The organism is Allobosea sp. 10L422 (assembly GCF_056395345.1).
The window spans coordinates 78,052-100,923 of sequence record NZ_JBFTJI010000009.1; the positions used below are offsets into that span (position 1 = coordinate 78,052).

The 22,872-nt window shown below is 66.0% G+C and carries 25 protein-coding genes and 1 pseudogene; 22 read left to right on the forward strand and 4 right to left on the reverse strand.

The annotated features are described in order from the left end of the window. The first annotated feature begins 89 nt into the window (after positions 1 to 89). From AC1DEZ_RS18115 to AC1DEZ_RS18145, 7 genes are all read left to right on the forward strand, one after another. A complete protein-coding gene (locus AC1DEZ_RS18115) occupies positions 90 to 1,016 on the forward strand; it encodes a carbohydrate ABC transporter permease (RefSeq protein ID WP_476780273.1) in 927 nt (308 codons plus the stop codon). Next, the gene (locus tag AC1DEZ_RS18120) at positions 1,016 to 1,834 is read left to right on the forward strand and encodes a carbohydrate ABC transporter permease (RefSeq protein ID WP_476780274.1); all 819 of its coding nucleotides are present in this window, start codon (positions 1,016 to 1,018) and stop codon (positions 1,832 to 1,834) included. The genes AC1DEZ_RS18115 and AC1DEZ_RS18120 overlap by 1 nt, the downstream gene beginning before the upstream one ends. Positions 1,835 to 2,019: 185 nt before the next feature. Next, complete coding sequence (locus AC1DEZ_RS18125) at positions 2,020 to 2,916, forward strand: dihydrodipicolinate synthase family protein (RefSeq protein ID WP_441510383.1); 897 nt, start codon at positions 2,020 to 2,022, stop codon at positions 2,914 to 2,916. Positions 2,917 to 2,939: 23 nt separating this feature from the next. Next, a complete protein-coding gene (locus AC1DEZ_RS18130) occupies positions 2,940 to 3,617 on the forward strand; it encodes a GntR family transcriptional regulator (RefSeq protein ID WP_476780275.1) in 678 nt (225 codons plus the stop codon). Between the two features lie 55 nt (positions 3,618 to 3,672). Then, positions 3,673 to 4,665, forward strand: coding sequence for a sialic acid TRAP transporter substrate-binding protein SiaP (locus tag AC1DEZ_RS18135; protein ID WP_476780276.1), 993 nt, complete (start codon positions 3,673 to 3,675; stop codon positions 4,663 to 4,665). Between the two features lie 211 nt (positions 4,666 to 4,876). Continuing rightward, complete coding sequence (locus tag AC1DEZ_RS18140) at positions 4,877 to 5,389, forward strand: TRAP transporter small permease (RefSeq protein ID WP_476780277.1); 513 nt, start codon at positions 4,877 to 4,879, stop codon at positions 5,387 to 5,389. Then, positions 5,386 to 6,672, forward strand: a complete 1,287-nt coding sequence (locus AC1DEZ_RS18145; RefSeq protein ID WP_476780278.1) for a TRAP transporter large permease — start codon at positions 5,386 to 5,388, stop codon at positions 6,670 to 6,672. The genes AC1DEZ_RS18140 and AC1DEZ_RS18145 overlap by 4 nt, the downstream gene beginning before the upstream one ends. A 161-nt stretch (positions 6,673 to 6,833) precedes the next feature. Here the strand turns inward: AC1DEZ_RS18145 and ppk2 are convergent, their stop codons facing one another. Continuing rightward, positions 6,834 to 7,775, reverse strand: coding sequence for a polyphosphate kinase 2 (gene ppk2, locus AC1DEZ_RS18150; RefSeq protein ID WP_476780279.1), 942 nt, complete (start codon positions 7,773 to 7,775; stop codon positions 6,834 to 6,836). A gap of 117 nt (positions 7,776 to 7,892) precedes the next feature. On the opposite strand from ppk2, the gene AC1DEZ_RS18155 reads away from it, so the two are divergent. The 9 genes and pseudogenes from AC1DEZ_RS18155 (at position 7,893) to AC1DEZ_RS18195 (ending at position 15,126) form a co-directional block, all read left to right on the forward strand. Then, positions 7,893 to 8,939, forward strand: a complete 1,047-nt coding sequence (locus AC1DEZ_RS18155) for an ATP-binding protein (protein WP_441510377.1) — start codon at positions 7,893 to 7,895, stop codon at positions 8,937 to 8,939. Positions 8,940 to 9,060: 121 nt separating this feature from the next. Next, on the forward strand, positions 9,061 to 10,086 hold the full coding sequence (gene pstS, locus AC1DEZ_RS18160) for a phosphate ABC transporter substrate-binding protein PstS (protein ID WP_441510376.1): 1,026 nt from the start codon (positions 9,061 to 9,063) through the stop codon (positions 10,084 to 10,086). Positions 10,087 to 10,267: 181 nt separating this feature from the next. After that, positions 10,268 to 11,242 (forward strand): phosphate ABC transporter permease subunit PstC, encoded by a 975-nt coding sequence (gene pstC, locus AC1DEZ_RS18165; RefSeq protein ID WP_476780280.1) that lies wholly within the window; start codon positions 10,268 to 10,270, stop codon positions 11,240 to 11,242. Positions 11,243 to 11,259: 17 nt separating this feature from the next. Continuing rightward, positions 11,260 to 12,144 carry a phosphate ABC transporter permease PstA gene (gene pstA / locus AC1DEZ_RS18170; RefSeq protein ID WP_441510374.1) on the forward strand — a complete coding sequence of 295 codons (885 nt, stop codon included), beginning with the start codon at positions 11,260 to 11,262 and terminating at the stop codon, positions 12,142 to 12,144. 39 nt (positions 12,145 to 12,183) lie between these two features. Next, entirely contained in the window at positions 12,184 to 12,990 is an 807-nt protein-coding gene (gene pstB, locus AC1DEZ_RS18175) for a phosphate ABC transporter ATP-binding protein PstB (protein WP_441510373.1), read from the forward strand. 207 nt (positions 12,991 to 13,197) lie between these two features. Next, complete coding sequence (gene phoU, locus AC1DEZ_RS18180) at positions 13,198 to 13,917, forward strand: phosphate signaling complex protein PhoU (protein WP_441510372.1); 720 nt, start codon at positions 13,198 to 13,200, stop codon at positions 13,915 to 13,917. Positions 13,918 to 13,928: 11 nt separating this feature from the next. Further along, complete coding sequence (gene phoB, locus AC1DEZ_RS18185) at positions 13,929 to 14,627, forward strand: phosphate regulon transcriptional regulator PhoB (protein ID WP_265050013.1); 699 nt, start codon at positions 13,929 to 13,931, stop codon at positions 14,625 to 14,627. Positions 14,628 to 14,734: 107 nt separating this feature from the next. Further along, on the forward strand, positions 14,735 to 14,914 hold the full coding sequence (locus AC1DEZ_RS18190; protein WP_441510710.1) for a hypothetical protein: 180 nt from the start codon (positions 14,735 to 14,737) through the stop codon (positions 14,912 to 14,914). Positions 14,915 to 14,926: 12 nt separating this feature from the next. Then, positions 14,927 to 15,126, forward strand: a pseudogene (locus AC1DEZ_RS18195) (hypothetical protein). A 43-nt stretch (positions 15,127 to 15,169) separates the two neighbouring features. Here AC1DEZ_RS18195 and AC1DEZ_RS18200 read toward each other — a convergent pair. The 3 genes from AC1DEZ_RS18200 to AC1DEZ_RS18210 are packed head-to-tail and all read right to left on the reverse strand — an operon-like array spanning position 15,170 to position 16,835. Beyond that, entirely contained in the window at positions 15,170 to 15,454 is a 285-nt protein-coding gene (locus AC1DEZ_RS18200) for a DUF3175 domain-containing protein (RefSeq protein WP_476780281.1), read from the reverse strand. Positions 15,455 to 15,470: 16 nt separating this feature from the next. Continuing rightward, positions 15,471 to 15,857 (reverse strand): SpoIIAA family protein, encoded by a 387-nt coding sequence (locus AC1DEZ_RS18205; RefSeq protein ID WP_441510370.1) that lies wholly within the window; start codon positions 15,855 to 15,857, stop codon positions 15,471 to 15,473. Positions 15,858 to 15,911: 54 nt separating this feature from the next. Continuing rightward, positions 15,912 to 16,835, reverse strand: a complete 924-nt coding sequence (locus AC1DEZ_RS18210) for a LysR family transcriptional regulator (RefSeq protein WP_476780282.1) — start codon at positions 16,833 to 16,835, stop codon at positions 15,912 to 15,914. A 96-nt stretch (positions 16,836 to 16,931) separates the two neighbouring features. On the opposite strand from AC1DEZ_RS18210, the gene argH reads away from it, so the two are divergent. The 6 genes from argH (at position 16,932) to AC1DEZ_RS18240 (ending at position 22,870) form a co-directional block, all read left to right on the forward strand. Further along, entirely contained in the window at positions 16,932 to 18,347 is a 1,416-nt protein-coding gene (gene argH / locus AC1DEZ_RS18215) for an argininosuccinate lyase (protein WP_476780283.1), read from the forward strand. Further along, positions 18,344 to 19,237: an amino acid ABC transporter permease gene (locus tag AC1DEZ_RS18220; RefSeq protein WP_476780284.1), complete on the forward strand. Its 894-nt coding sequence runs from the start codon at positions 18,344 to 18,346 to the stop codon at positions 19,235 to 19,237. The genes argH and AC1DEZ_RS18220 overlap by 4 nt, the downstream gene beginning before the upstream one ends. Beyond that, positions 19,234 to 20,028, forward strand: coding sequence for an amino acid ABC transporter ATP-binding protein (locus AC1DEZ_RS18225; RefSeq protein WP_441510366.1), 795 nt, complete (start codon positions 19,234 to 19,236; stop codon positions 20,026 to 20,028). Before AC1DEZ_RS18220 ends, AC1DEZ_RS18225 begins: the two co-directional genes overlap by 4 nt. A gap of 35 nt (positions 20,029 to 20,063) precedes the next feature. Further along, on the forward strand, positions 20,064 to 20,894 hold the full coding sequence (locus AC1DEZ_RS18230; protein ID WP_476780285.1) for an ABC transporter substrate-binding protein: 831 nt from the start codon (positions 20,064 to 20,066) through the stop codon (positions 20,892 to 20,894). A 195-nt stretch (positions 20,895 to 21,089) separates the two neighbouring features. Continuing rightward, positions 21,090 to 22,268, forward strand: coding sequence for a cell division protein ZapE (zapE, locus tag AC1DEZ_RS18235; RefSeq protein WP_476780286.1), 1,179 nt, complete (start codon positions 21,090 to 21,092; stop codon positions 22,266 to 22,268). 2 nt (positions 22,269 to 22,270) lie between these two features. Continuing rightward, a complete protein-coding gene (locus AC1DEZ_RS18240) occupies positions 22,271 to 22,870 on the forward strand; it encodes a TetR/AcrR family transcriptional regulator (protein WP_441510363.1) in 600 nt (199 codons plus the stop codon). Positions 22,871 to 22,872: the final 2 nt, after the last annotated feature.

Sequence of the window (22,872 nt, forward strand, 5' to 3'; positions counted from 1 at the left end):
ATGGCCGGGCTTGACCCGGCCATCTCGTGACAAATGCGCACTCTCGAAGAGATGCTCGGGCCGAGCCCGAGCATGACGGTTCCAGACGCATGACCAGCACGTCCCTGCCAGCAAGTCTCGCCAGTGCCGCGCCTCCAGCTGCCGCGGAATCACACGATTTCACGCCGCGCTATTGGCTGTTCTCGCTGCCGGCGGTGCTGGTGATTGCGGCTGTCATCGTCTTCCCCTGGCTGTTCACGCTCTTCATGTCCGGCCAGGACTGGAAGATCGGCGGCGGGGTCGAGTTCGTCGGCCTGGGCAACTTCGCCGAGCTGGCGAAAGATGCGCGCTTCATCGAGTCGATGGGGCATACACTCTACTTCACGGTGCTGGCGGTGGTGCTGCCGATCGTGTTCGGCACCGCGGCGGCGCTGGTCTTCCACCGCGAATTCCCGTTCCGCGGGTTGCTGCGCACCATCTTCGTCATGCCGATGATGGCGACGCCGGTGGCGGTCGCGCTGGTCTGGACGATGATGTTCCATCCGCAGCTCGGCGTGCTCAACTACCTGCTCTCGCTCGTCGGCGTCGGCCCCTCGGGCTGGGTCTACGATCCGGCGACGGTGATCCCGACGCTGGTCATGGTCGAGGTCTGGCACTGGACGCCGCTGGTGATGCTGATCGTGCTCGGCGGCCTCGCCGGGCTGCCGCGCGAGCCCTATGAATCCGCGCTGATCGACGGCGCCAATGACTGGCACATGTTCCGCCACATCACGCTGCCACTGGTCTGGCCCTTCATCATGGTGGCGATCGTGATCCGCACCATCGACGCGCTGAAGGCCTTCGACACCATCTTCGTGATCACGCAGGGCGGGCCCGGCACGGCGTCGGAAACGCTGAACATCTTCCTCTATCTGCAGGCCTTCCAGTTCTACAAGATCGGCTACGCTTCGGCCGTCGTGGTGATCTTCTTCATCATCATCATCATGCTTTCGCTGCTGCTGCTCTATGCGCGGCAGAAGTCGAAGTGGAACGCGTGATGAACCGCTTCGCCAAAAAGTTCGGCTTCTGGGCATCGGTCTTCGTGCTGGTCTCGCCGGCTGTGCTGGTCTTCCTCTGGATGATCTCGCTGTCGCTGAAGAACGAGCTCGACAACACCGCCTTCCCGCCGATCTTCATCCCGAACCCGCCGACGCTGAAGAACTATGTCGACGTCTTCGCGCAGAACAATTTCGGGCTCTATCTCTGGAACTCGATCCTGGTGACAGGCGGGGCGGTTCTGCTCGGGCTTCTCGTCGGCGTGCCCGCCGGCTACGGCATCGCGCGCGGCAAGGCGCATAAATTCGCGATCCTGATCCTGGTCGCGCGCATGACGCCGGCGCTGTCCTATCTCATCCCGCTCTTCCTGCTGTTTCAGATCACGGGATTGGTGGGCTCCATCACGGCGCTGGTCATCACCCATCTCGTGATCACCATCCCGATCATCGTCTGGATCATGATCGGGTATTTCGAGAACGTGCCGATGGAGCTGGAGGATGCCTCGCGCATCGACGGCGCCACGACCTGGCAGGCCTTCCGCCATGTCGCACTGCCGCTGGCGAAGCCGGGTATCGTCGTCGGCGGCATCCTCGCCTTCATCTTCTCCTGGAACAATTTCATCTTCTCGGTCGTGCTCGGTGGCAAGGCGAGCCGGACGCTGCCCTCGGCCGTCTACAACTCGCTGACCTTCGAGCAGATCTCCTGGGGACCGCTGGCGGCGGCGGCGCTGCTGGTGACGCTGCCGGTGCTGCTGGTCACCGTGATCGCACAGCGCCAGATCGTCGCCGGGCTCTCGGCCGGAGGCCTCAAGGACGGCTAGATCGCCGCGCGTCCTGTCGGGCGCGAAATGGCGACCGAGCTCATTGTTCGAGCATCGGATCTCTCCAAAAAGTGGATTCCACTTTTCGGTCCGATGCTCCAGCAAAACCAATGCGGGGCGCTTGCGGGCGCTTCTGTCTTCATACTAACATGTCAGCTAACATTCAGCCTTGAAAGCTCCCTCACATGGCCACCGACAAGACCCGCTTCGGCCTCTCCTGCGCGATCACGACCCCGATGCGGGAGGGCGGCAGCGTCGACCTGCCGCGTCTCACCCATCACGCTCGTCACGTCCTGGCTGCAGGCTGCGACTCGGTCACGCTGTTCGGCACGACAGGCGAGGGGGCGGCGCTCGGGCTGCCGGCACGGACGGCAATGATGGGCGCGCTGATCGGGGCGGGGATCGATCCTGCCAAGCAGATCTATGCCGGCATCGCGGCTGCCTCGTTGCATGAGGCGGTCGAGCAGGCGCAGCTGGCGCTCGATGCCGGAGCAAAGGGCCTGCTCGTCGCGCCGCCCTTCTACTTCAAGGGCGTCAGCGATGACGGGCTCTATGTCTGGTTCTCGCAGTTCTTCGAGAAGCTGGGGCCTTCGGCGCGCAATGTCGTGCTCTATCACATCCCGTCGGTGACGGCCGTCGATATCAGCGTCGGGCTGGTGCAGCGGCTGAAGACGGCGTTCCCCGGCCTCGTCATCGGCGTGAAGGATTCGTCCGGCAGCTATGCCAACACCGAAGCGCTGCTGAAGGCGCATGGCGAACTCGCCATCCTGGTCGGCGACGAGCGCCAGCTCGCCAAGGCCGTGCGCAACGGCGCTGAGGGTACGATCTGCGGCGTCGCCAATCTGGTGCCGGAGCTGCTCCGCCCGATGGTCTATGAGGGCAAGGACAGTCCGGTGGTGAATGCGCTGGTCGACGAGATCTGCTCCTATCCGGTGCTGGCGGCGGTGAAGGCGCTCACCGGCCATATCCATGGCGATCCGGGCTATGGCGCGATGCGTCCGCCGCTGGAAGCGCTGGACGAAGCGACCCGCAAGCGGCTCTTTGCGGCCTTCGATTCGATCAAGCAGGCAAAGGCTGCCTGACAGGGATGCCGGAAGGAGGGATCGTGAGCGAGCCGGAGCATGAACCGCGCGAGGGCGAACCGCTGAAGCTGAGGGAGCGCGCCTATGCCTCCTTCACCGAGCGATTGCTGGCGCGCGAGATCAAGCCCGGCCAGTTCGTGACCCAGCGCGAGCTCGTCGCGATGACGGGCTTTCCGCTCGGCGCCATCCGCGAGCTCGTGCCGCGGCTGGAGGCGGAGGGCCTGATCAAGACCGTGCCGCAGCGCGGCATGCAGGTCGCCCATGTCGATCTCAACCTGATCCGCAACGCCTTCCAGTTCCGGCTCTTCCTGGAGAAGGAGGCGACGGCGCTCTACACCCAGAACGCGACGGACGCGGAGATCGCCGAGCAGCGCGCCCGCCACGAGGCGATCATCGCCCGGGCGGAAGCCGGCGGCGACGAGCGCCTGATCGAGGATGCCGAGGACGTCGACCGGCTGATGCACGAAGCCATCATCGACCATCTCGACAACGACATCGTCAGCCAGGCCTTCCGCGTGACCTGGCTGAAGATCAGGCTGATCCGGCAATATGAGACGCGCATCCAGAACCACATCCTCGTGCCGGTGATGCAGGACCATCTCAAGATCATCGCTGCGATCGAGAGCCGCGACCCGGAACGCGCCGCGGACGAAATGAGCATCCATATCGGCAACGCCCGCGCGAGGGCCATGCAGTACTGACACCACCAATCATCACGAGCCGGAAGAACCGGCCGCTTCCCGGAGGGAACAGGCAATGAAGAAGCAGACGAGGCGCGAATTCATGGCCGCTGCGGCGGCGGGGATGGCTGCGATCGCGGCGCCCAACATCCTGAGGGCGCAGGCGCTGGTGCTGCGTTGGGCCGACGGCCAGCCGGCGAGCCATCCCTCGCCGCAGAGCGCGGTTAAGGCGGCGGCCGAAATCAAGGAGAAGACCGGCGGACGCATCGACGTCCAGTCCTTCCCGAACGGGCAGCTCGGCTCCTCCCGCGACATGGTCGAATCCGTTGCGAGCGGCGCCCTGACGATGGTGACCGAGGGCGCCGCGCAGCTCGGCCAGTTCGTGCCGCAGCTCTCGATCATCGAGGCGCCCTATATCTGGAAGGACTCCGCGCATATGACGCGGGCGCTGAAATCGCCGCTGATCGACGAACTCAACAAGGCGCTGATCGAGAAGCGCGGCATGCGGATGATCGGCGTCAACTATTACGGCGTCCGCCATCTCACCAGCGGCAAGAAGCCGATCAACTCGGTCGAGGACATGAAGGGCTTCAAGCTGCGCGTGCCGGAGGTCGACACCTTCCGCGCCATGGCGGAAGCCTGGGGCGCGCGGCCGACGCCGCTGAATTTCTCCGAGCTTTATCTCGCGCTCTCCCAAGGGGCGGTCGACGGTCAGGAAAACCCGCTGCCGACCATCGCCTCGGCCAAGCTGGCGGAGGTGCAGAAATACCTCGTGCTGACCGCGCATATCATCACGCCGCGGCTGGTGATCGTGAACGAGGGCGCCTGGCAGAAGATCCCGCAAGCCGATCGCGACATCGTCGTGGCCGCCGTCGACAAGGCCGCGATCTGGCAGGACAACGAGATCCTGGAGCAGGAAAAGGGCCTGGCCGACAGCATGGCCAAGGGCGGCATGACAGTGACGAAGCCCGACAACGAGGCCTTCCGCAAGCCGGTCCTGGCGAGCGTGCCGGCCAAGTTCGAGAGCAAATGGGGCAAGGGCCTCTGGGATCGCATCCAGGGGCTGTGAAAGTGTCTGTTCCCTGCATTCCCACGCTGTCATTCCGGGGCGCTGCGTAGCAGCGAGCCCGGAATCCATGAACACCGGTTTCGATCGGTTGAGCGCGGCATTCGTCCGCTTCATCCGGCGATCATTGTGTTCATGGGTTCCGGGCTCAGGCCTTCGGCCTGCCCCGGAATGACGGTTGCGATGTCAGATCCAAGATAGCGAAAGCATCCGCATGACGCTCTGGCCCAGGCTGTTCGACAGGACGATGGAGGTGGTCGCTGCGCTCCTCCTCGTCGCGCTGCTGGTGACGGTGACGCTCGGCATCGTCACGCGGGCGCTCGGCGAGCCGCTGATCTGGACCGACGAGGTCTCACGCTTCCTGATGCTTTGGGTCGCGGTGACCGGGTGGATTCTGGCCAGCCGACGCCGCGCGCATATCCGCATCCGCTTCTTCCACGACATGCTGCCCGCGCGCGGATGGCGCTCGGCCGAGGCGATCATGCAACTCGCCATGATCGTCTTCGGCCTGCTGATCGCCTGGTACGGCGTGCATCTGGTCGAGGCCAACCACGATCTCGAGGCGACGACAGTGCCGCTGTCGATGGGGCTGCTCTACGCGCCGATGGTGCTCGCCGGGATCGTGACGGCGCTGCAGGGGGTCGGCGAATTCGTCGGCAGCCTGCGAAACTGGCGGACCTCGCCTTACGAGCCGGTGGCGGCGACGCTGCAGGAGCCGGCGGAATGAGCGCGCTGATCTTCAAGATCACGGCCGTCTGGCTGCTCTCGATCCTCGCCGGCTTTCCGCTTTTCGCCTCGATGGGGCTCGCCGCCTTCGCCTTCGTGCTGATCGGCGATCTCTCTGCCTCGATCGTGCCGCAGAAGATGGCGCAGGCGATGAATTCCTTCCCGATCGTCGCGGCGCCGCTCTTCATCCTGATGGGCAACATCCTCGCCGCGGCGCGCATCACCGACCGCATCGTCGCCTTCGCGACCTCGGTGATCGGCTGGCTGCGCGGCGGCTATGCCCATGCCTCGATCCTGACCAGCATGATCTTCGCCGGCATGGTCGGCTCGGCGGTGGCCGATGCGGCGGGCTCGGGCGCGATCGAGATCCGGGCGATGCGCAAGGCCGGCTATCGGCCGGAGACGGCGGCGGCGATCACGGCCGCCGCCGCGACGATCGGCCCGATCATCCCTCCCTCGCTGCCGATGGTGATCTATGGCGTCACAGCCGATGTCTCGATCGGGCGCCTCTTCATCGGCGGCGTCGTTCCCGGCGTGCTGATGGGGCTGTCGCTGATGGTGATGGTCGCGATGATCGCCGGGCGGCAGGGCTTCCGGAAGGAGAAGTTCGCGGGCTTCCGCGAGATCGGCCGAACCTTCGTCAGCGGCTTCTTCGCGCTGATGACGCCGCCGCTGATCCTGGGCGGCATGTTCTCCGGCATCTTCACGCCGACGGAGGCGGCCGCGGTCGCCTGTCTCTATGCGCTCTTCCTCGGATTCTTCGTCTACCGCACGTTGGAGGTGAAGCAGCTCTGGCCGATCCTGATCGACACGGTCGAGACCATGGGGCTCGTCGCCGTGCTGGTGATGGCGGCCGGCGCGCTCGGCTGGTGCATGTCGATCTCGCGCGTGCCGCAGACGCTGACGCCGCTGATCGTCGAGACGATCCAGCATCCGCTCGTCTTCCTGCTCGTCTGCAATCTCATCCTGCTCGTCGTCGGCTGCTTCATGGAGGCGCTGGCTGCGATGCTGATCCTGATCCCGATCCTGGTGCCGGCGGCGAACAGCTTCGGCATCGATCCGGTGCAGTTCGGCATCATCATGATCCTGAACCTGATCCTGGGCACGATTCATCCGCCGATCGGCGTGGTGCTCTTCGTGGTGACGCGCATCGCCAATGTCTCCTTCGAGACGATGTCGAAGGCGATCCTGCCCTGGCTGGTGCCGCTGCTGGTCGTGCTCGCGGCGATCACGCTGTGGCCGCCGCTGACGACCTGGCTGCCGAACCACATGATGGGGCCGTGAGGGAAGCCGCGATCGTTCCGTCGTCCCTCGTCACGAGGGGGCCCGAAGGGCCGTCTCGACGGCTGGTCCAGATGGATCGGGAGCCTCGCGAAGCATCCTTCGAGACACGCCCTGCGAAGCGCGCCTCGGGATGAGGCCTGAAAGGAAGAGCTCGGAAGCCTTCAGCTCTCCGGCTCGCCGCCATGGTCGAGATAACGCGCGACGGGGATCACGATCTCCTCGTCCAGCTTGCCGATCGCGGCTTCGTCCTTATCCGCGTAGGGGATCGCCTTCAGCACATAGCGGATGGCGTTGAGCCTTGCGCGCAGCTTGTCGTTGCTGCGCACGACATGCCAGGGCGCAGCGTCGGTCGAGGTCCTGCCGAGCATCTCGTCGAAGGCGCGGGAATAGTCGTCGAAGCGCGGGATGGCCTCGAAGTCGATCGGCGAAAGCTTCCAGCGCTTGAGCGGATCGTGCCAGCGCGCATGCAGCCGGGTCATCTGCATCTCCCGGCCGATGGTCAGGAAGAGCTTGATGAGGCGGATGCCGTCCCGCGCCAGCATGCCCTCGAAGACGGGGGCCTCGTGCAGAAAGCTCTCGGTTTCCGCGGGTTTGCAGAAGCCCATGACGTGCTCGACACCGGCCCGGTTGTACCAGGAGCGGTCGAAGAAGACGAGCTCACCGGATGTCGGCATCTCGCTGGCATAGCGCTGGAAATACCACTGGCCCTTCTCGGTGTCGGAGGGCTTCGGCAGCGCGACGGTGCGCGCCTGGCGTGGATTGAGATGCTGGGTGAAGCGGCCGATCGTGCCGCCCTTGCCGGCGCCGTCGCGGCCCTCAAAAACGATGACGATGCGCTCGCCCTGCCTGGAGGCCCAACGCGTCAGCTTTTGCAGCTCGATCTGAAGCGGCTCGAGCTCACGATTGTAGCGCTTGCGCTTCATGCGCTTGCCGTATGGGTAGTCCCCGCTGTGATAGGCGGCGTCGATGATGGCTTCCGGCAGCGTGTCGGCCTCGATGTCGAAGCCCCCGGGTTTGGAGGCGGCCTTCGCCGGTTTGCCGTTCTTGCCGGCAGGCGGCGCGATCGACCCGTTGGGGTTTGAACCTGAGATTTTCTTTGCCATCGCGGCCTCCCCTTCAGGCGAAGCGTAGCCGGCTGATGCGTGGAAGGGAATTGACGCCTCTTCTCGTTCCGCTCAGGAAGGGTTGGCCGGCCGGAACCGGCCGGCTCCGAGCGCTCCATGGTCGACATTGCCACTACCTCTCCCGCGACGATGCGGTCCATGATCGAGGCGCTCGGCGCCCCCGTCGTACTGCTTGACGAACAGGGCATCGCGCAGGCCCTCAGCCCTGCGATGCACGCGCTCGTTCCGGGGCTCGAGGTCGGAAAGTTCCTGGCGCTGGTGCTGCGCGACCCCGATCTCAACGATGCGATCGAGCAAGTTGCGCATAAGGGCGGACGCGACACCGTCGAGCTGGTCGAACGTGTGCCGTTCGAGCGCGCCTTCCGCATCCATGTCGCGGCGCTGGGCGGCGGGCGGCGCCGGCCGACGCTGCTCACTTTCCAGGACCTCAGCGAGCAGAGGGTGATCGAGCGCATGCGCGTCGATTTCGTCGCCAATGCCAGCCATGAGCTGCGCACGCCACTCGCTTCTCTGCTCGGCTTCGTCGAGACGCTGCAGGGGCCGGCGCGCAACGACGAGCGGGCGCGCGAGCGCTTTCTCGGCATCATGCGCGAGCAGGGGCTGCGCATGGCGCGCCTCGTCGACGATCTCCTCTCGCTCTCGCGCATCGAGCAGCGCGCGCATGTGGCGCCGGACACACCGGTCGATCTTGCCGGGATCGCGCGTGAAATCGTCGACTCGCTGACGTTGATGGGGCGCGAGCGCGAGGTCACGCTGACGCTCACCACGCCGCGCGAGCCGCTGCTGGTCCCTGGCGACCGCGACGAATTGCTGCGGCTGATGGAGAACCTTGTCGAGAACGCCATCAAATATGGCAAGCAGGGCGGCGAGGTGAAGATTGCCGTCGAGGCGGGCGAGGACGAAGCCGGCTTCTATGTTCGTGACGACGGGCCGGGGATTGCGCCGGAGCATCTGCCGCGCCTGACGGAGCGCTTCTACCGCGTCGACACCGCCGCGAGCCGGGAAGCGGGCGGCACGGGCCTGGGGCTGGCGATCGTCAAGCACATCGTTCTGCGTCATCGCGGCAGGCTCACGATCGAAAGCAAGCCGGGCGAGGGGGCGACCTTCAAGGCGATCCTGCCGCGCTTCGAGGCCCGGCGTTGAGGCGGCTGAAACGCCGCCTCAACGCTTTGTGACAGTTTTCATGACGTCATGTCATCCGGCCGTCATATAGGAAGTGTTCTGACAGGGGCGCTGTAAACAGCGACCTAGAGAGGACATCTCCATGCGCAAGATTCTCGTTCTGGCGGCCGTGGCCGCCGGGATTGCCGGTTCCGCCCAGGCTGCCGACATCACCGGCGCCGGCGCGACCTTCCCCTTCCCGATCTATTCGAAGTGGGCCGAGGCCTACAAGAAGGACACCGGCACGGGCCTCAACTACCAGTCGATCGGCTCGGGCGGCGGTATCCGCCAGATCAAGGCCAAGACCGTCGCTTTCGGCGCGACCGACGCCCCGCTCAAGGGCGAGGACCTGACCAAGGACGGCCTGATCCAGTTCCCGACCGTGATGGGCGGCGTCGTGCCGGCCGTGAACATCGCCGGCGTCGAGCCGGGCAAGCTCAAGCTCTCGGGCGAGATCATTGCGCAGATCTATCTGGGCGACATCAAGAAGTGGAACGACCCGAAGATCGTCGCGCTCAACGCCGGCGTCACCCTGCCGGATGCCAACATCAACCCGGTCTACCGTTCCGACGGCTCGGGCACGACCTTCGTCTTCACCGACTACCTCTCCAAGGTTTCGGCTGACTGGAAAGCCAAGATCGGCGCCAACCAGTCGGTCCAGTGGCCGGTCGGCATCGGCGGCAAGGGCAATGAGGGCGTCTCCGCCTCGGTCAAGCAGGTCGCCAACTCGATCGGCTATGTCGAATACGCCTATGCCAAGCAGAACAAGCTTGCCCACGCCCTGGTGAAGAACGCCGACGGCAACTTCCCGGCTCCCGAGGAGAAGGCCTTCCAGGCTGCCGCCGCCAACGCCAACTGGCAGGAGCAGCCGGGCTTCGGCATCTCGCTCAACAACCAGAAGGGCGCGGATGCCTGGCCGATCACTTCGGCGACGTTCATCCTGGTCCATGCCAAGCCGGAGAAGCCGGAAGAGGTGCAGGCCGCGATGAAGTTCTTCGACTGGGCCTACAAGAACGGCGACAAGCTGGCGAGCGAGCTCGACTACGTCGCCCTGCCGTCGAATGTGAAGGATCAGGTCCGCAGCGCCTGGAAGGGCGTGACCGACACCGCCGGCAAGCCGATCTTTTGATCGCTGCCAACTGACAAGGCGAGGCGGGCCAGTCCCGCCTTGCCGCTCTCTTCAAGCCCTCATCCTGAGGGGCGGCCCCAGCTGGCCCTCCCGCAGGATGCTCCTCAGGATGAGGGCTGGGATTGATCGGGACGGGTGACCGGCCATGGCAATCCCGGCAACGAGACCGGAGCCCCCGCGGATGACCGCAGCAACCGATATGACGAACGTTCCCGGCGCAAGGCCGGTCGTCCGCAAGGCGCCGAAGGCGGGGTTCGACCTCTTCTTCCGCAATGCGAGCTTCGCCGCGGCGCTGCTCGTGCTGGTGCTGCTCGCCGGTATCATGATCTCGATGATCATCGGCGGCTGGCCGGCCTTCCGCGAGTTCGGCCTCGGCTTCATCACCTCCAGCGTCTGGGATACGCAGAACGAGCAGTACGGCGCCTGGCCGGCGATCGTCGGCACGCTCTCGACGGCCCTGATTGCGCTGGTGATCGGCGTGCCGCTCTCGCTCGGCATCGCGGTCTACCTGACCCAGCTGGCGCCGGGCTGGTTCAAGAAGCCGGTCGCCACCGCGATCGAGCTGCTCGCTGCGGTGCCCTCGATCATCTACGGCATGTGGGGCCTGTTCGTCTTCGTGCCGCTCTTCGCGGCCTATGTGCAGATCCCGCTCTCGAACCTCGTCGAGGGCATTCCGATCGTCGGCACCGTCCTCTACTCCCGCTCCCCTTCGGGTCTCGGTATCTTCACGGCCGGCATCATCCTCGCCTTCATGATCGTGCCCTTCATTGCCTCGATCACCCGCGACATGCTGGAGCAGATCCCCTCCGTCCTGCGCGAGAGCGCCTATGGCATCGGCGCCACGACCTGGGAGGTCGTGCGCCATGTGCTGGTGCCGCAGGCCGGCGTCTCGATCATCGGCGCGATCATGCTCGGCCTCGGCCGCGCCCTCGGCGAGACGATGGCCGTCACCTTCGTCGTCGGCAACGCCAACCGCCTGTCGGCCTCGATCCTCGATCCCGGCTCGACCATCGCCTCGCGCATCGCCAACGAGTTCAACGAGGCGATGGGCCTGCAGCTCAACTCGCTGATCGCGCTGGGCTGCATCCTGTTCTTCGTCACCTTCGTCGTCCTCGTCATCGCGCGGCTCCTGGTCGCCCGGGTGAAGCGCTACTGAGGTCCTGAGAGATGAGCATGACGACCGCTTCCACGCCGCGCGAACTGCCCCACACCCCCTGGGGGCGCGTGCGCCAGTCCCGCCGCACAGCCGACCGGCTGATGAAGATCATCGCCACGGGCTTCACCTTCTGCGCCATCTTCGTGCTGTTCTGGATTCTCGGCATGCTGCTGGTGAAGGGCATCGGCGGGCTCTCGCTCGCGACCTTCACAGAAGTCACGCCGGGCCCCGGCTCGCAGGGCGGCGGCCTCGCCAACGCCATCGTCGGCTCGGTGGTGCTGACCTTTCTCGGGATCGCGGTAGCGACCCCGGTCGGCGTGCTCGCCGGCACCTGGCTTGCCGAATACGGCAAGGGCTCGAAGCTCGCGAACCTGATCCGCTTCATCAACGACATCCTGCTGTCGGCACCGTCGATCCTGATCGGTCTGTTCGTCTATGTGATCCTGGTCGAGCCCTTCCGCGGCTATTCCGGCTGGGCCGGCGGCGTCGCGCTCGGCATCATCGCGATCCCGGTCATCGTGCGCACCACCGAGGACATGCTGAACCTCGTGCCCGGCCCGCTGCGCGAAGCCGGCTCGGCCCTCGGCGCCCCGCCGTCGGTCGTCATCACCTCGGTGACCTGGCGCGCCGCCAAGGCCGGCATGGTGACCGGTATCCTGCTGGCTCTCGCCCGTATCGCCGGCGAGACCGCGCCGCTGATCTTCACCGCGCTGAACAACAATTTCTGGTTCTCGCCGACCTTGGTCGGCGGCGTCTCGAACCTGCCCGTCACCATCTACCAGTTCGCCTCCGCTCCCTATGAGAACTGGCAGCAACTGGCCTGGGCGGGATCGCTGATCATCACGGTCTCGATCCTGCTGCTCTCGATCATTGCCCGCCGCTTTGTCGCCGGCGGCAAATAAGACTTGAATCCAACCCGGTCGCGTCCGACCTTGAGGACCATGTCGATGCTTTCGACCCTTGAACTCTCCCCGCAGACGCTCGATGCCGAGGCGCCCGTCCGGATCGCGGTGAAGAACCTCGATTTCTACTACGGCGAGCACAAGGCGCTGAAGAACATCAATCTCGATTTCCGCGACCGGCACGTCACCGCGCTGATCGGCCCGTCGGGCTGCGGCAAGTCGACCCTGCTGCGCATCTTCAACCGGATCTACTCGCTCTATCCGGAGCAGAAGGCCACCGGCGAGATCATGCTCGACGGGCGCAACATCATCTCGAACGATGTCGATGTGAACGAGCTGCGCTCGCGCGTCGGCATGGTGTTCCAGAAGCCGACGCCGTTCCCGATGTCGATCTACGACAACGTCGCCTTCGGCATCCGCCTCTACGAGAAGCCGCCGAAGTCCGAGCTCGACGACCGCGTCGAAGGCGCTCTGCGCCGCGCCGCGCTCTGGGACGAGGTCAAGGACAAGCTGAAGAGCTCCGGCATGGGTCTCTCCGGCGGCCAGCAGCAGCGCCTGTGCATCGCGCGCACCATCGCGCAGAAGCCTGAAGTGATCCTGTTCGACGAGCCGACCTCGGCGCTCGACCCGATCTCGACCGGCAAGATCGAGGATCTGCTGGAGCAGCTGAAGAGCGACTTCACCATCGCCATCGTCACGCACAACATGCAGCAGGCGGCCCGCATCTCGCAGTATACCGCCTTCATGTATCTGGGCGAGGTCGTCGAATTCGCGCCGACCAACACCATCTTCATGAACCCTGCCAAGAAGCAGACGCAGGACTACGTCACCGGCCGGTTCGGCTGAAGACCGGTTTCAAACCAGCAGCCCTCATCCTGAGGAGCCGCGCGAGCGGCGTCTCGAAGGATGGTCCAGGAGGCTCCGGAACCAACCGGAGCATCCTTCGAGACGCAAGCTTCGCTTGCTCCTGAGGATGAGGGCTGAGGGTCGAGCATGCCGACCTGAAAACGACGACGCTGCACCGGCGCTAATGATCTAGAGGACACGCCGCCCATGACCGACCACATCGTCCGCTCCTACGATACCGATCTCGAAGGCATCCGCCGCAGCCTCGCCGAAATGGGCGGCATGGCCGAGCGCATGCTCGGCGATTCGACCGTGGCGCTGGTGCGCCGGGACACCGGCCTTGCCCAGAAGATCATCACGGCCGACCAGCGCCTCGACAACCTCCAGCGGGACGTCGAGGAAAAGGCGGTACTGACCATCGCCCGGCGCCAGCCGCTCGCCAACGACCTGCGCGAGCTGATTTCGGCGATCCGCATCGCCGCCGATATCGAGCGCGTCGGCGATCTCGCCAAGAACATCGCCAAGCGCGCCGTCGCCATCGCCGGCCAGTTCCAGCCGCCGCACCGCGCCGTGGTCGGGCTCGAGCACATCAGCCGCCTGGTGCAGGCGCAGCTCAAGGACGTTCTCGACGCCTACGCTGCCGGCAACGAGCAGAAGGCGCTCGACGTCTGGCGCCGCGACGACGAGATCGATGCGCTCTACACCTCGCTGTTCCGCGAGCTCCTGACCTATATGATGGAGGATCCGCGCAACATCACCTTCTGCACGCATCTCCTGTTCTGCGCGAAGAACATCGAGCGCATCGGCGACCACACCACCAACATCGCCGAGACGATTCACTATCTCATCACCGGCGACTCGCTCGACGTGAACCGGCCGAAGCTCGACACGACCAATATCGAGGTCGAGGCGATCACCGGGAACTGAAGTAGATCATCATGGCCGCACGCATCCTGATCGTCGAGGACGAGGAGCCGCTAACCCTGCTGCTGCGCTACAATCTCGAGGCCGAGGGTTTCGAGGTCGACAGCGTCGCGCGCGGGGATGACGCCGAACTGCATCTGCGCGACCACACGCCTGATCTCGTGCTGCTCGACTGGATGCTGCCGGGCCTTTCTGGCATCGAACTCTGCCGCCGCTTGCGTTCGCGGCGCGACACCGAACGCGTGCCGATCATCATGCTGACGGCGCGCGGCGAGGAGACCGAACGCGTGCGCGGGCTCGCGACTGGCGCGGACGATTATGTGGTGAAGCCCTTTTCGCTGCCCGAGCTGATCGCGCGCATACAGGCGCTGCTGCGCCGCGCCAAGCCGGGCCATGTCGCGGGGCTGCTCGCCGCCGGGGATCTGGAACTTGACCGCACGACGCGGCGCGTCCGCCGTGCCGGCAGCGAGCTGCATCTCGGCCCGACTGAGTTCCGGCTGCTCGAGTTCTTGATGCAGGCGCCCGGCCGCGTCTATTCGCGCGCCCAGCTTCTCGACGCCGTCTGGGGCCGCGACGTCTATATCGATGAGCGCACCGTCGACGTTCATGTGGGCCGGCTGCGCAAGGCGATCACGCCGGCCAATACCAAGGATCCGCTGCGGACAGTCCGCGGCGCCGGTTACGCCTTCGACGAAACCTTTGCGCGCAGCTGAGCGGCGCTGCAGCTCTGCTCTTCATCGCAACTTGCCGTGAACCTTGCCCGCACGCTCGCGTTGATCGTGAAAATCAACGCGAGCCAGAGGAGGTCGCCGTGAGCAAGATGCCGCCCATCCCGCCGGCCAATCGAAGCGACAAGGGTCCGGGCGAGCCGGATCATGCCGAGCGCGATCTGCGCAGCGCCAGAGGTGGCGAGCGCCGACCGAGCCAGCCTGATCAGCAGGGCCAGCAGGGCAATACCCGCATCAACACGACCCATCAGGGTCTGCAGCAGGATCGTTGAAGAGGTTGCCGAATGTCGACCTCGACCAAGGCGCCGCAGACCATCCGGCACGGCGACCCGGCTCATCCCATGAGAACGCGAAGAAGCCGCCGGACATCCGCAAACCACCTGCCGATGACAACCGGCGGCACGCTCGCGTTTCGGGTGGCGGCGGCGAACTTGTCAGCCACCACTCGCATGATCCGGCGCGCAAGGGAGGCAGGGCGCCATGAGAACCGGCCTTCAGGTTGATCCTGAAGGGTGACGGCAGGCGCTTCAGCCCTCTCGGTGGAAGAGGCGGCGCAAGCTGTGCTTGGCCGCTTCCAGAGTCCTGCGGCGCTCGGCCGGCAGTTTCCGGCCGGCACGGTTGATGTAGAAGGTGAGCATCGACATCGCCGAGCGATAGGGGCCCGATTTGCGCCGGCGGCTGTGCTCGGCCGACCGCTTCAGCGAGCGCGCGATCTGGCGCGGATCGCCACGCGTGAACACGGCTTTCTCGAAATCGAGCGCGTTGCTCCGGCTGGTGATATCGGCCGACCATCTGTGCTTGTGGACGAGCATGGCGTCCTCCTGTCGGTCAGGCGTTTGGTCCGCCCTCGATGTCGCCGGCCCAGGTCAATGCGGTCTCGTACTCCTCCGGCTTGAAGGTGCGAACAGTCACGAAGGGGATCGCCGGATTGAGCAGGTCGACGAAGGCGGCAAGCCAGCCCCTGTCGGTGATCACCGCCTCACGCGGGAAGCGTTGCAGCTCCCACAGCTTGCCTAGGCTGTAGCGCGCATCCTTCCAGGCGGCAGCCAAGGTCATATCGGTGAAATCGGTAAGGTCGGCGAGGATGCCGACTTTCTCGTGTCGTGCGAGCTTCGCGTCGATATCGGCCATGATCCCGTCGAGATCGTCGCTGGTCAGCGTCTGCGACAGGCGGTAGGCGCCGACATGGTCCGGGGCGGGCAGGATCGTTAACATGACTCCTCCTTGATCCAGACAACGCGGGGCAAGAGCGGAAGTTTCGCGCGATGATCAGGCGGCTGAGGATCCACGGGTGGCGGCATCGAACCGCGCGGCTTCGGAGCGTAGCCAGCCGACGAATTCATCGAGGCCGGGGCGTTGCGGCTGGCCCAACGGGCGGATGAGCCAGCAGCCCGTCGCGCTGGTGAAGCCGAGTCCGAGCGGGTTGACGAGCGCGCCCGAGGCCAACTCGTCCGCCACGTAACAGCGCGGCGTCAGCGCGACCCCCAACCCCGCCACGGCGGCGCTGATGATGACGGAATAGTAGCCGTAGCGCACAGTATGCTCAGGCACCGCGCCSCGCAGGYCRTGSGTCTCGGTGAAYTCGGCCCAGAAGGTCGGCATCTGGAAGTGCTGCAGCAGCGTCATCTTCTGAATGTCGGCGGGGCGGCGAAAGCCCCCCATGCGCTCGACGAGGCCGGGCGCGGCGACGAGGGCGACATCGCGGCCGAAAAGATAGTGGGCCTCCCTGTCGGGCCAGGGGGGAACGCCGTGAGAGATCTCGATATCCGGCTCCTCGGTCTCGCTCTCGCTCACATAGTTGGTGAACTGGACGTCGACACCGGGATGCGCCGCCGCGAAGGCGGGAAAGCGGGCCATCAGCCAGCGCTCACCGGCGATCGCGATCATGTGCAGGCGGATCGGCCGGGCAATGGCGCTGCGCTCGGCGAGGCGCCTGGCGCCTCGCTCCATCTGCTCCAGCGCGGCTTCGGCATAGGGCAGATAAATCGCTCCGGCCTCGGTGAGCTTGAGGCCGAGCGGGCTACGGTCGAACAGCACGGTGCCGAGATGGTGCTCCAGCGACAGGATCTGCTTCGAGACGGCGCTCTGGGTCAGGTTGACGACCAGCGCGGCGCGGGCGGTCGATCCCAGCCGCGCAACCGTGGTGAAGGCCCGCAGCGCGGTCGATGACGGAGGAGCCCGGCCGGCGGCCATGGGGTATTCCTTTTTAGACTATCTCTGCGGAGATCGTTTCGTTTGCCGGGCTTTCGGTCAAGAGGTCATTCTTCCCTAACGGGAGGAGCCAGCATCATGAACCAGACGACCCGCCTGTGGGGCGGACGCTTCCGCAAGCCGCCGGATCCGCGGCTGATGAAGCTGTCAAGCGCGGCCGGCGAGCACGCGAGGCTGGTGCCGCAGGATGTCGCGGGCGGCAAGGCGCATGCGGCCGAACTGGCGCGCGCCGGGCTGCTGACGGTGCAGGAGCTCGACACCATCCTGACCGCGCTCGATGCGATCGCGCAGGATACGGTCGAGGGGCGGATCTCTCCCGGCCCGCAGGACGAGGACGTTCACACCTTCATCGAGCGCATCCTGACTGAGCGGATCGGCTCGACCGGCGCCAAGTTGCGTGCCGGACGCTCGCGCAACGACCAGGCCGCCAACAACCTCAAGCTCTATCTGCGGGCCAAGTCGCGATCGCTGGCGGGCATGCTGGCCGAGCTGTTGACCGCGATCGCCGACCAGGCCGAGCTGCATGCGGCCTCGGTCAGCCCCGGCTTCACGCATCTCCAGAGCGCGCAGCCGGTGACCTTCGGCCATTGGCTGATGGCGCATGGCCAGGTGCTGATGCGCGACGCCTCGCGCCTGACCGACTGGGAGAAGCGCTCCGGCCAATCTCCGCTCGGGGCGGCGGCGCTTGCCGGTTCCGCGATCACGCTCAATCCCGAACTCAGCGCCAAGGCGCTCGGCTATGACGGGCCGTTCGAGAACTCGGTCGACGCGGTCGGCGCGCGCGACCATGTCGCGGAGTTCCTGTTCGTCGCGGCCATGCTGACGACCAACCTGTCGCGTCTCGCCGAGGAGGTGACGCTCTGGGCCTCCAGGCAATTCGCCTGGGTGACGTTGGACGACGCCTTCGCCACCGGTTCCTCGATCATGCCGCAGAAGAAGAACCCGGACATCGCGGAAATCTCGCGCGGCCGGGCGGCACGGCTGACCGGCGACCTCGTCGCCATGCTCGGGGCGTTGAAGGGGCTGCCGCTTTCCTATAACCGCGATCTCGCCGAGGACAAGCGCGCCGCCTTCGACGCCGTCGACGTGCTGGAAGAGGTGCTGCCGGCCTTCGCCGGGCTGATCGCCAGCATGAGCGCCGATGCCAGGACGATGCGCGCGCAGGCCGGTTCCGGCTTTGCGCTGGCGACCGAGGTGGCTGACTATCTCGCCCGCAACGGCGTGCCTTTCGCCGAGGCGCATGAGATCACGGGGGCGCTGGTGCGCTATTGCGAGGAATTGGGCCGGGAGCTGGAGTCGCTCGACGCTGTCGATCTCAGGGCGGTCGATCCGCGCCTCGATGCCGGCGTGCTCGACCATCTGACGCTCGATGCCGCGGTCGCTGCGCGCAGCGGCCATGGCGGCACGGCGCCCGACCGCGTGCGCGAGCAGATCGACCGCTTCCGCGGCAAGCTCGCCGCCCTCGAAACCTGGAGCCGGGAGACGGGCCGATGAGCGCCGCCACTTCGCCGATCAGCAGCCGCGATCTCGCCCAGGTCTCGCATCTCAGGATCGTGCCGCGGCGTTTCTACGGGCGCTGGGTCGCCTCGGCGATCATCCTCGCCATCCTCGCCTGGCTGGTGATGGCCTTCGTCGAGGGCGACATCGCCTGGCCGGTGGTCCGGCAGTTCTTCACCGCGCCCGCCATCATCGCCGGCCTCGGCAACACGCTGATCATGACGGTCTGTGCGATGACGCTCGGCGTCGTGCTCGGCGTGATCTTCGCCATCATGTACATGTCGCCGAACCCGGTGCTGCGCAGCGTGGCGCTGTTCTATATCTGGTTCTTCCGCGGCACGCCGCTGCTGCTGCAGCTCCTGATCTGGTTCAATCTGGCGCTGGTCTTCCCGACCATCGGCATCCCCGGCCTGTTCTCCTGGCGCACCATCGACATCATCGGGCCGTTCATGGCGACGCTGCTCGGGCTCGGCATGAACCAGGGCGCCTATACGGCGGAGGTGGTGCGCGGCGGCATCCTCTCCGTCGACCAGGGGCAGACCGAGGCCGCCAAGGCGATCGGCATGACCCGGCTGACGACGCTGCGCCGGATCGTGCTGCCGCAGGCGATGCGCGTCATCATCCCGCCGGTCGGCAACGAGGTGATCAGCATGGTCAAGCTGACCTCGGTGGCGAGCGTGATCCAGTACGCCGAGATCCTGCGCAATGCGCAGACGATCTACTATGCCAATGCCCGGGTCATCGAGCTGCTGATCGTCGCTGCCGGCTGGTATCTGCTCGTGGTGACGCTGCTGCAGATCGGACAGTATTTCCTCGAACGTCACTTCTCGAAGGGGCGGGGAGGGCGGCGCACCAAGCGCGCGGCGGTGCAGGAGCAATCGGCATGAACGCGACGGCGAACACGGCCATGAGCGACAACGCGATCGTCACGATCGCGAACGTCAGCAAGTTCTTCGGCGAGTTGAAGGCGCTGAACGACGTCTCGCTCTCGATCGAGCCCGGCATGGTCCAGTGCATCATCGGGCCGTCGGGATCGGGCAAATCGACGCTGCTGCGCTGCATCAACCAGCTCGAGAAGATCGATCAGGGCGCGATCCGCGTCGATGGCGAGCTGATCGGCTATCGCCGCGTCGGCGACGAGCTGCACGAGCTGAACGATGTCGAGATCGCGCGCCAGCGCCTCGTCACCGGCATGGTCTTCCAGCGCTTCAACCTGTTCAACCACATGACCGCGCTGCAGAACATCATCGAGGGGCCGCTGACCGTGCTGAAGCGGCCGCGCAAGGAGATCGTCGCCGAAGCGACGGCGCTGCTGGAGCGGGTCGGGCTCGCCGAGAAGCGCGATTCCTATCCGAGCGAGCTTTCGGGCGGGCAGCAGCAGCGCATCGCCATCGCCCGCGCCCTGGCGATGAAGCCGAAGCTGATGCTGTTCGACGAGCCGACCTCGGCGCTCGACCCCGAGCTCGTCGGCGAGGTGCTGGGCGTGATGCGCGATCTCGCGGCCTCCGGCATGACCATGATCGTGGTCACGCATGAACTCGGCTTCGCCCGCGAGGTGGCAGGCGACGTCGTCTTCATGGACAAGGGCGAGATCGTCGAGCAGGGTCCGCCACAGACCGTTCTCGTCGCGCCCAAGCAGGCGCGCACGCGCGACTTCATCGCCGCCGTCCTGAAGTGACGGCTGCGGAAACAGTTCACTAGAGGGAGAGACCCATGCTTCGTTTGACCATTGCCGCGGCCCTGCTCGCCGGCACCGCGCTCGCCGCGCAGGCCCAGGCCCTGCCGGACCGCATCAAGACCGCCGGCAAGATCGTGATTGCGACCCAGCCGAACTATCCGCCGATCGCCTACAAGGACGTGGCGACCAACCAGCTCGCCGGCTTCGACATCGAGCTGGGCGAGGCCATCGCCAAGGAGCTCGGCGTCAAGGTCGAGTGGCAGGAGACCGCCTTCGCCCAGATGCTGCCCTCGCTGCAGACCGGCCGCGTCGATGCGGTGATGGCTGGGATGAGCGACCTGCCGGCGCGGCGCGAAAGCGCCGATTTCGTCGATTACATGGATTCCGGCGCGCAATTCTACACGGTCACGGCCTTCAAGGACACGATCAAGACCCCGGAAGACCTTTGCGGCAAGAGCGTCGGCGCCAGCCGCTCGACCAACTGGCCGCGCCAGATCGGCGAGTGGAGCGAGGCGAACTGCGTCGCCAAGGGCAAGCCGGCGATCAACGTGGTCGGCACCGAAGGCTCGGTCGACGCCCGCACCCAGCTCAAGACGCAGCGCCTGCAGGGCGGCGTCCAGGGCAGCGAAACGATGAGCCATTTCCAGAAGCTCGAGCCCAACACCTATATCCCGCTGGGCAAGCCCTTCACCCACTCGCTCGCCGGCATTCCCTTCGCCAAGACGGCTGAGGGCACGCAGCTGCGCGACGCCGTCAAGGCGGCGCTGGACCGCCTGCAGGCGAACGGCACCTATGACGCGCTGATCCAGAAGTACGGTCTGCCCGACAACGCGATCAAGCCGATCACGGTCAACAAGGGCGAGTAAGCCGCCTTTTGATCGGGGGCGCAGCAGCTCTGGCGATCTCGACGACAATCATCCCGGCCGGGTCCGCCCGCGCCGGGATTTTCGTATCGGCCGCCCCGCCGGCTCATCCTCGCCTGGCATCGGATGGGCTTGCCCGGGCGGCCGCGCTGCCGTAACCCGGTCAGGTCTATCCTGGATCGCTCCCCGCACGCCGCCATGTCAGCCTCGATCACCGACCGTTACGCCGCCCTGGTCGAGGCGGGCGCCATCGAGCGCGATCCGGCGCAGGTGGCGGCGGTGAAGAAGCTGGAGGCGCTGACGGAGACGCTTGCCGCCCGCCGCCTCGCCCGCAAGGGCAGCGCGCTGGGGTGGCTCTTCGGCAAGAAGCCGGATACTGCGCAGGCGCCGAAGGGGCTCTATATCTGGGGCTCGGTCGGCCGCGGCAAGACCATGCTGATGGACATGTTCTTCGAGGCCGCGCCGGTGAAGCGCAAGCGCCGGGTGCATTTCCACGAATTCCTCGCCGACGTTCACGTTCGCATCAACGCCTACCGACAGAAGATCAAGAGCGGCGAGGTCAAGGATTCCGATCCGATCGCGCCGGTTGCCGCCGATCTCGCTGATGACGCCTATCTGCTCTGCTTCGACGAGTTCACGGTCACCGACATTGCCGATGCGATGATCCTCGGGCGCCTGTTCACGGCGCTGTTCGCAGCCGGGATCGTCGTGGTCGCGACATCGAATGTCGAGCCGTCGCGGCTCTATGAGGGCGGCCTCAACCGGGCGCTCTTCCTACCGTTCATCGCGCTGCTGCAGACCAAGGTCGAGGTGCTCAAACTCGATTCGCGCACGGATTTCCGGCTGGAGAAGCTCGGCGGCGCGCCGGTCTACCATGTGCCCGCCGATGCGAAGGCCAGGGCCGCCCTCGATGCGGCCTTCAAGGCGCTCTCGGGCGTGGCGCAAGGGCACCGGACGGCGCTCCCCGTGCAAGGCCACGAGCTTGTCCTGCCGCAGGCGGCGGGTGGCGTAGCCCGGGCGGGTTTCGGCGATCTGTGCAGTCAGGCCTATGGCGCCTCCGACTACATCGCGCTGGCGCAGCGCTTCCACACGCTGGTACTCGACGATATTCCGATCCTCAATTTCGATCGGCGCAACGAGGCCAAGCGCTTCATCATCCTGATCGACACGCTCTATGAGCACCATGTGAAGCTCGTCGCTTCGGCAGCGGCCGAGCCGCATGAACTCTACCATGCGAGGCAGGGGCGCGAGGCCTTCGAGTTCGACCGCACGGTCTCGCGGCTGATCGAGATGCGCTCGGAGGATTATCTGGCCCTCCCGCATGGCAGGCCGGACTCGGCGGCGAGCGGCGACACCACCGGGCTGGTAGAGACCTGAACATGCCCCAGCGCGAACCGAGCGAGACCCGCATCCTTTCGGTCGCCAGCGAGCATCTGCGCAAGTTCGGGCTGAAGCGCTTCACCGTCGTCGCCGTGGCGGAAGAGGCGGGCATGACCCATGCCAATGTCTACCGCTACTTTCCCTCCCGCGTGGCGCTGATCGATGCCGTCGTCGATGTCTGGCTGAAGGCGACCGAGCGCAGACTCGCCGACGTCGCCGACGGCCCCGACCCGGCCGACGACAAGCTCGAACGGCTGATCCTGGCGCTGGCCAAGGCCAATCGCGACCTGTTGCAGGAGGACCCGCATCTCTTTGCGGCGCTGTCGCTTGCGGTCGCCAAGCGTCATGCCATCAGCCGGCGCAACCGCACGCGGGTGAGGGCCCTGTTCGAGCGCGTCGTCGACGAGGGGGTCGCGACGGGCGTCTTCGAGCCGCGGGACCGCGAGCGCGCCGTCGCCTTCGTCATCGACGCGACGAACCGCTTCATTCACCCCGCCTCGCTGGCGCTGGAAGCCGACGTGCCGCAGGCCTCGGTGGATACGCGGCTGTCCACCCTGATCCGGGTGATCCTGCGGGTGCTCGGCAGCGGGATCGTGTGAAT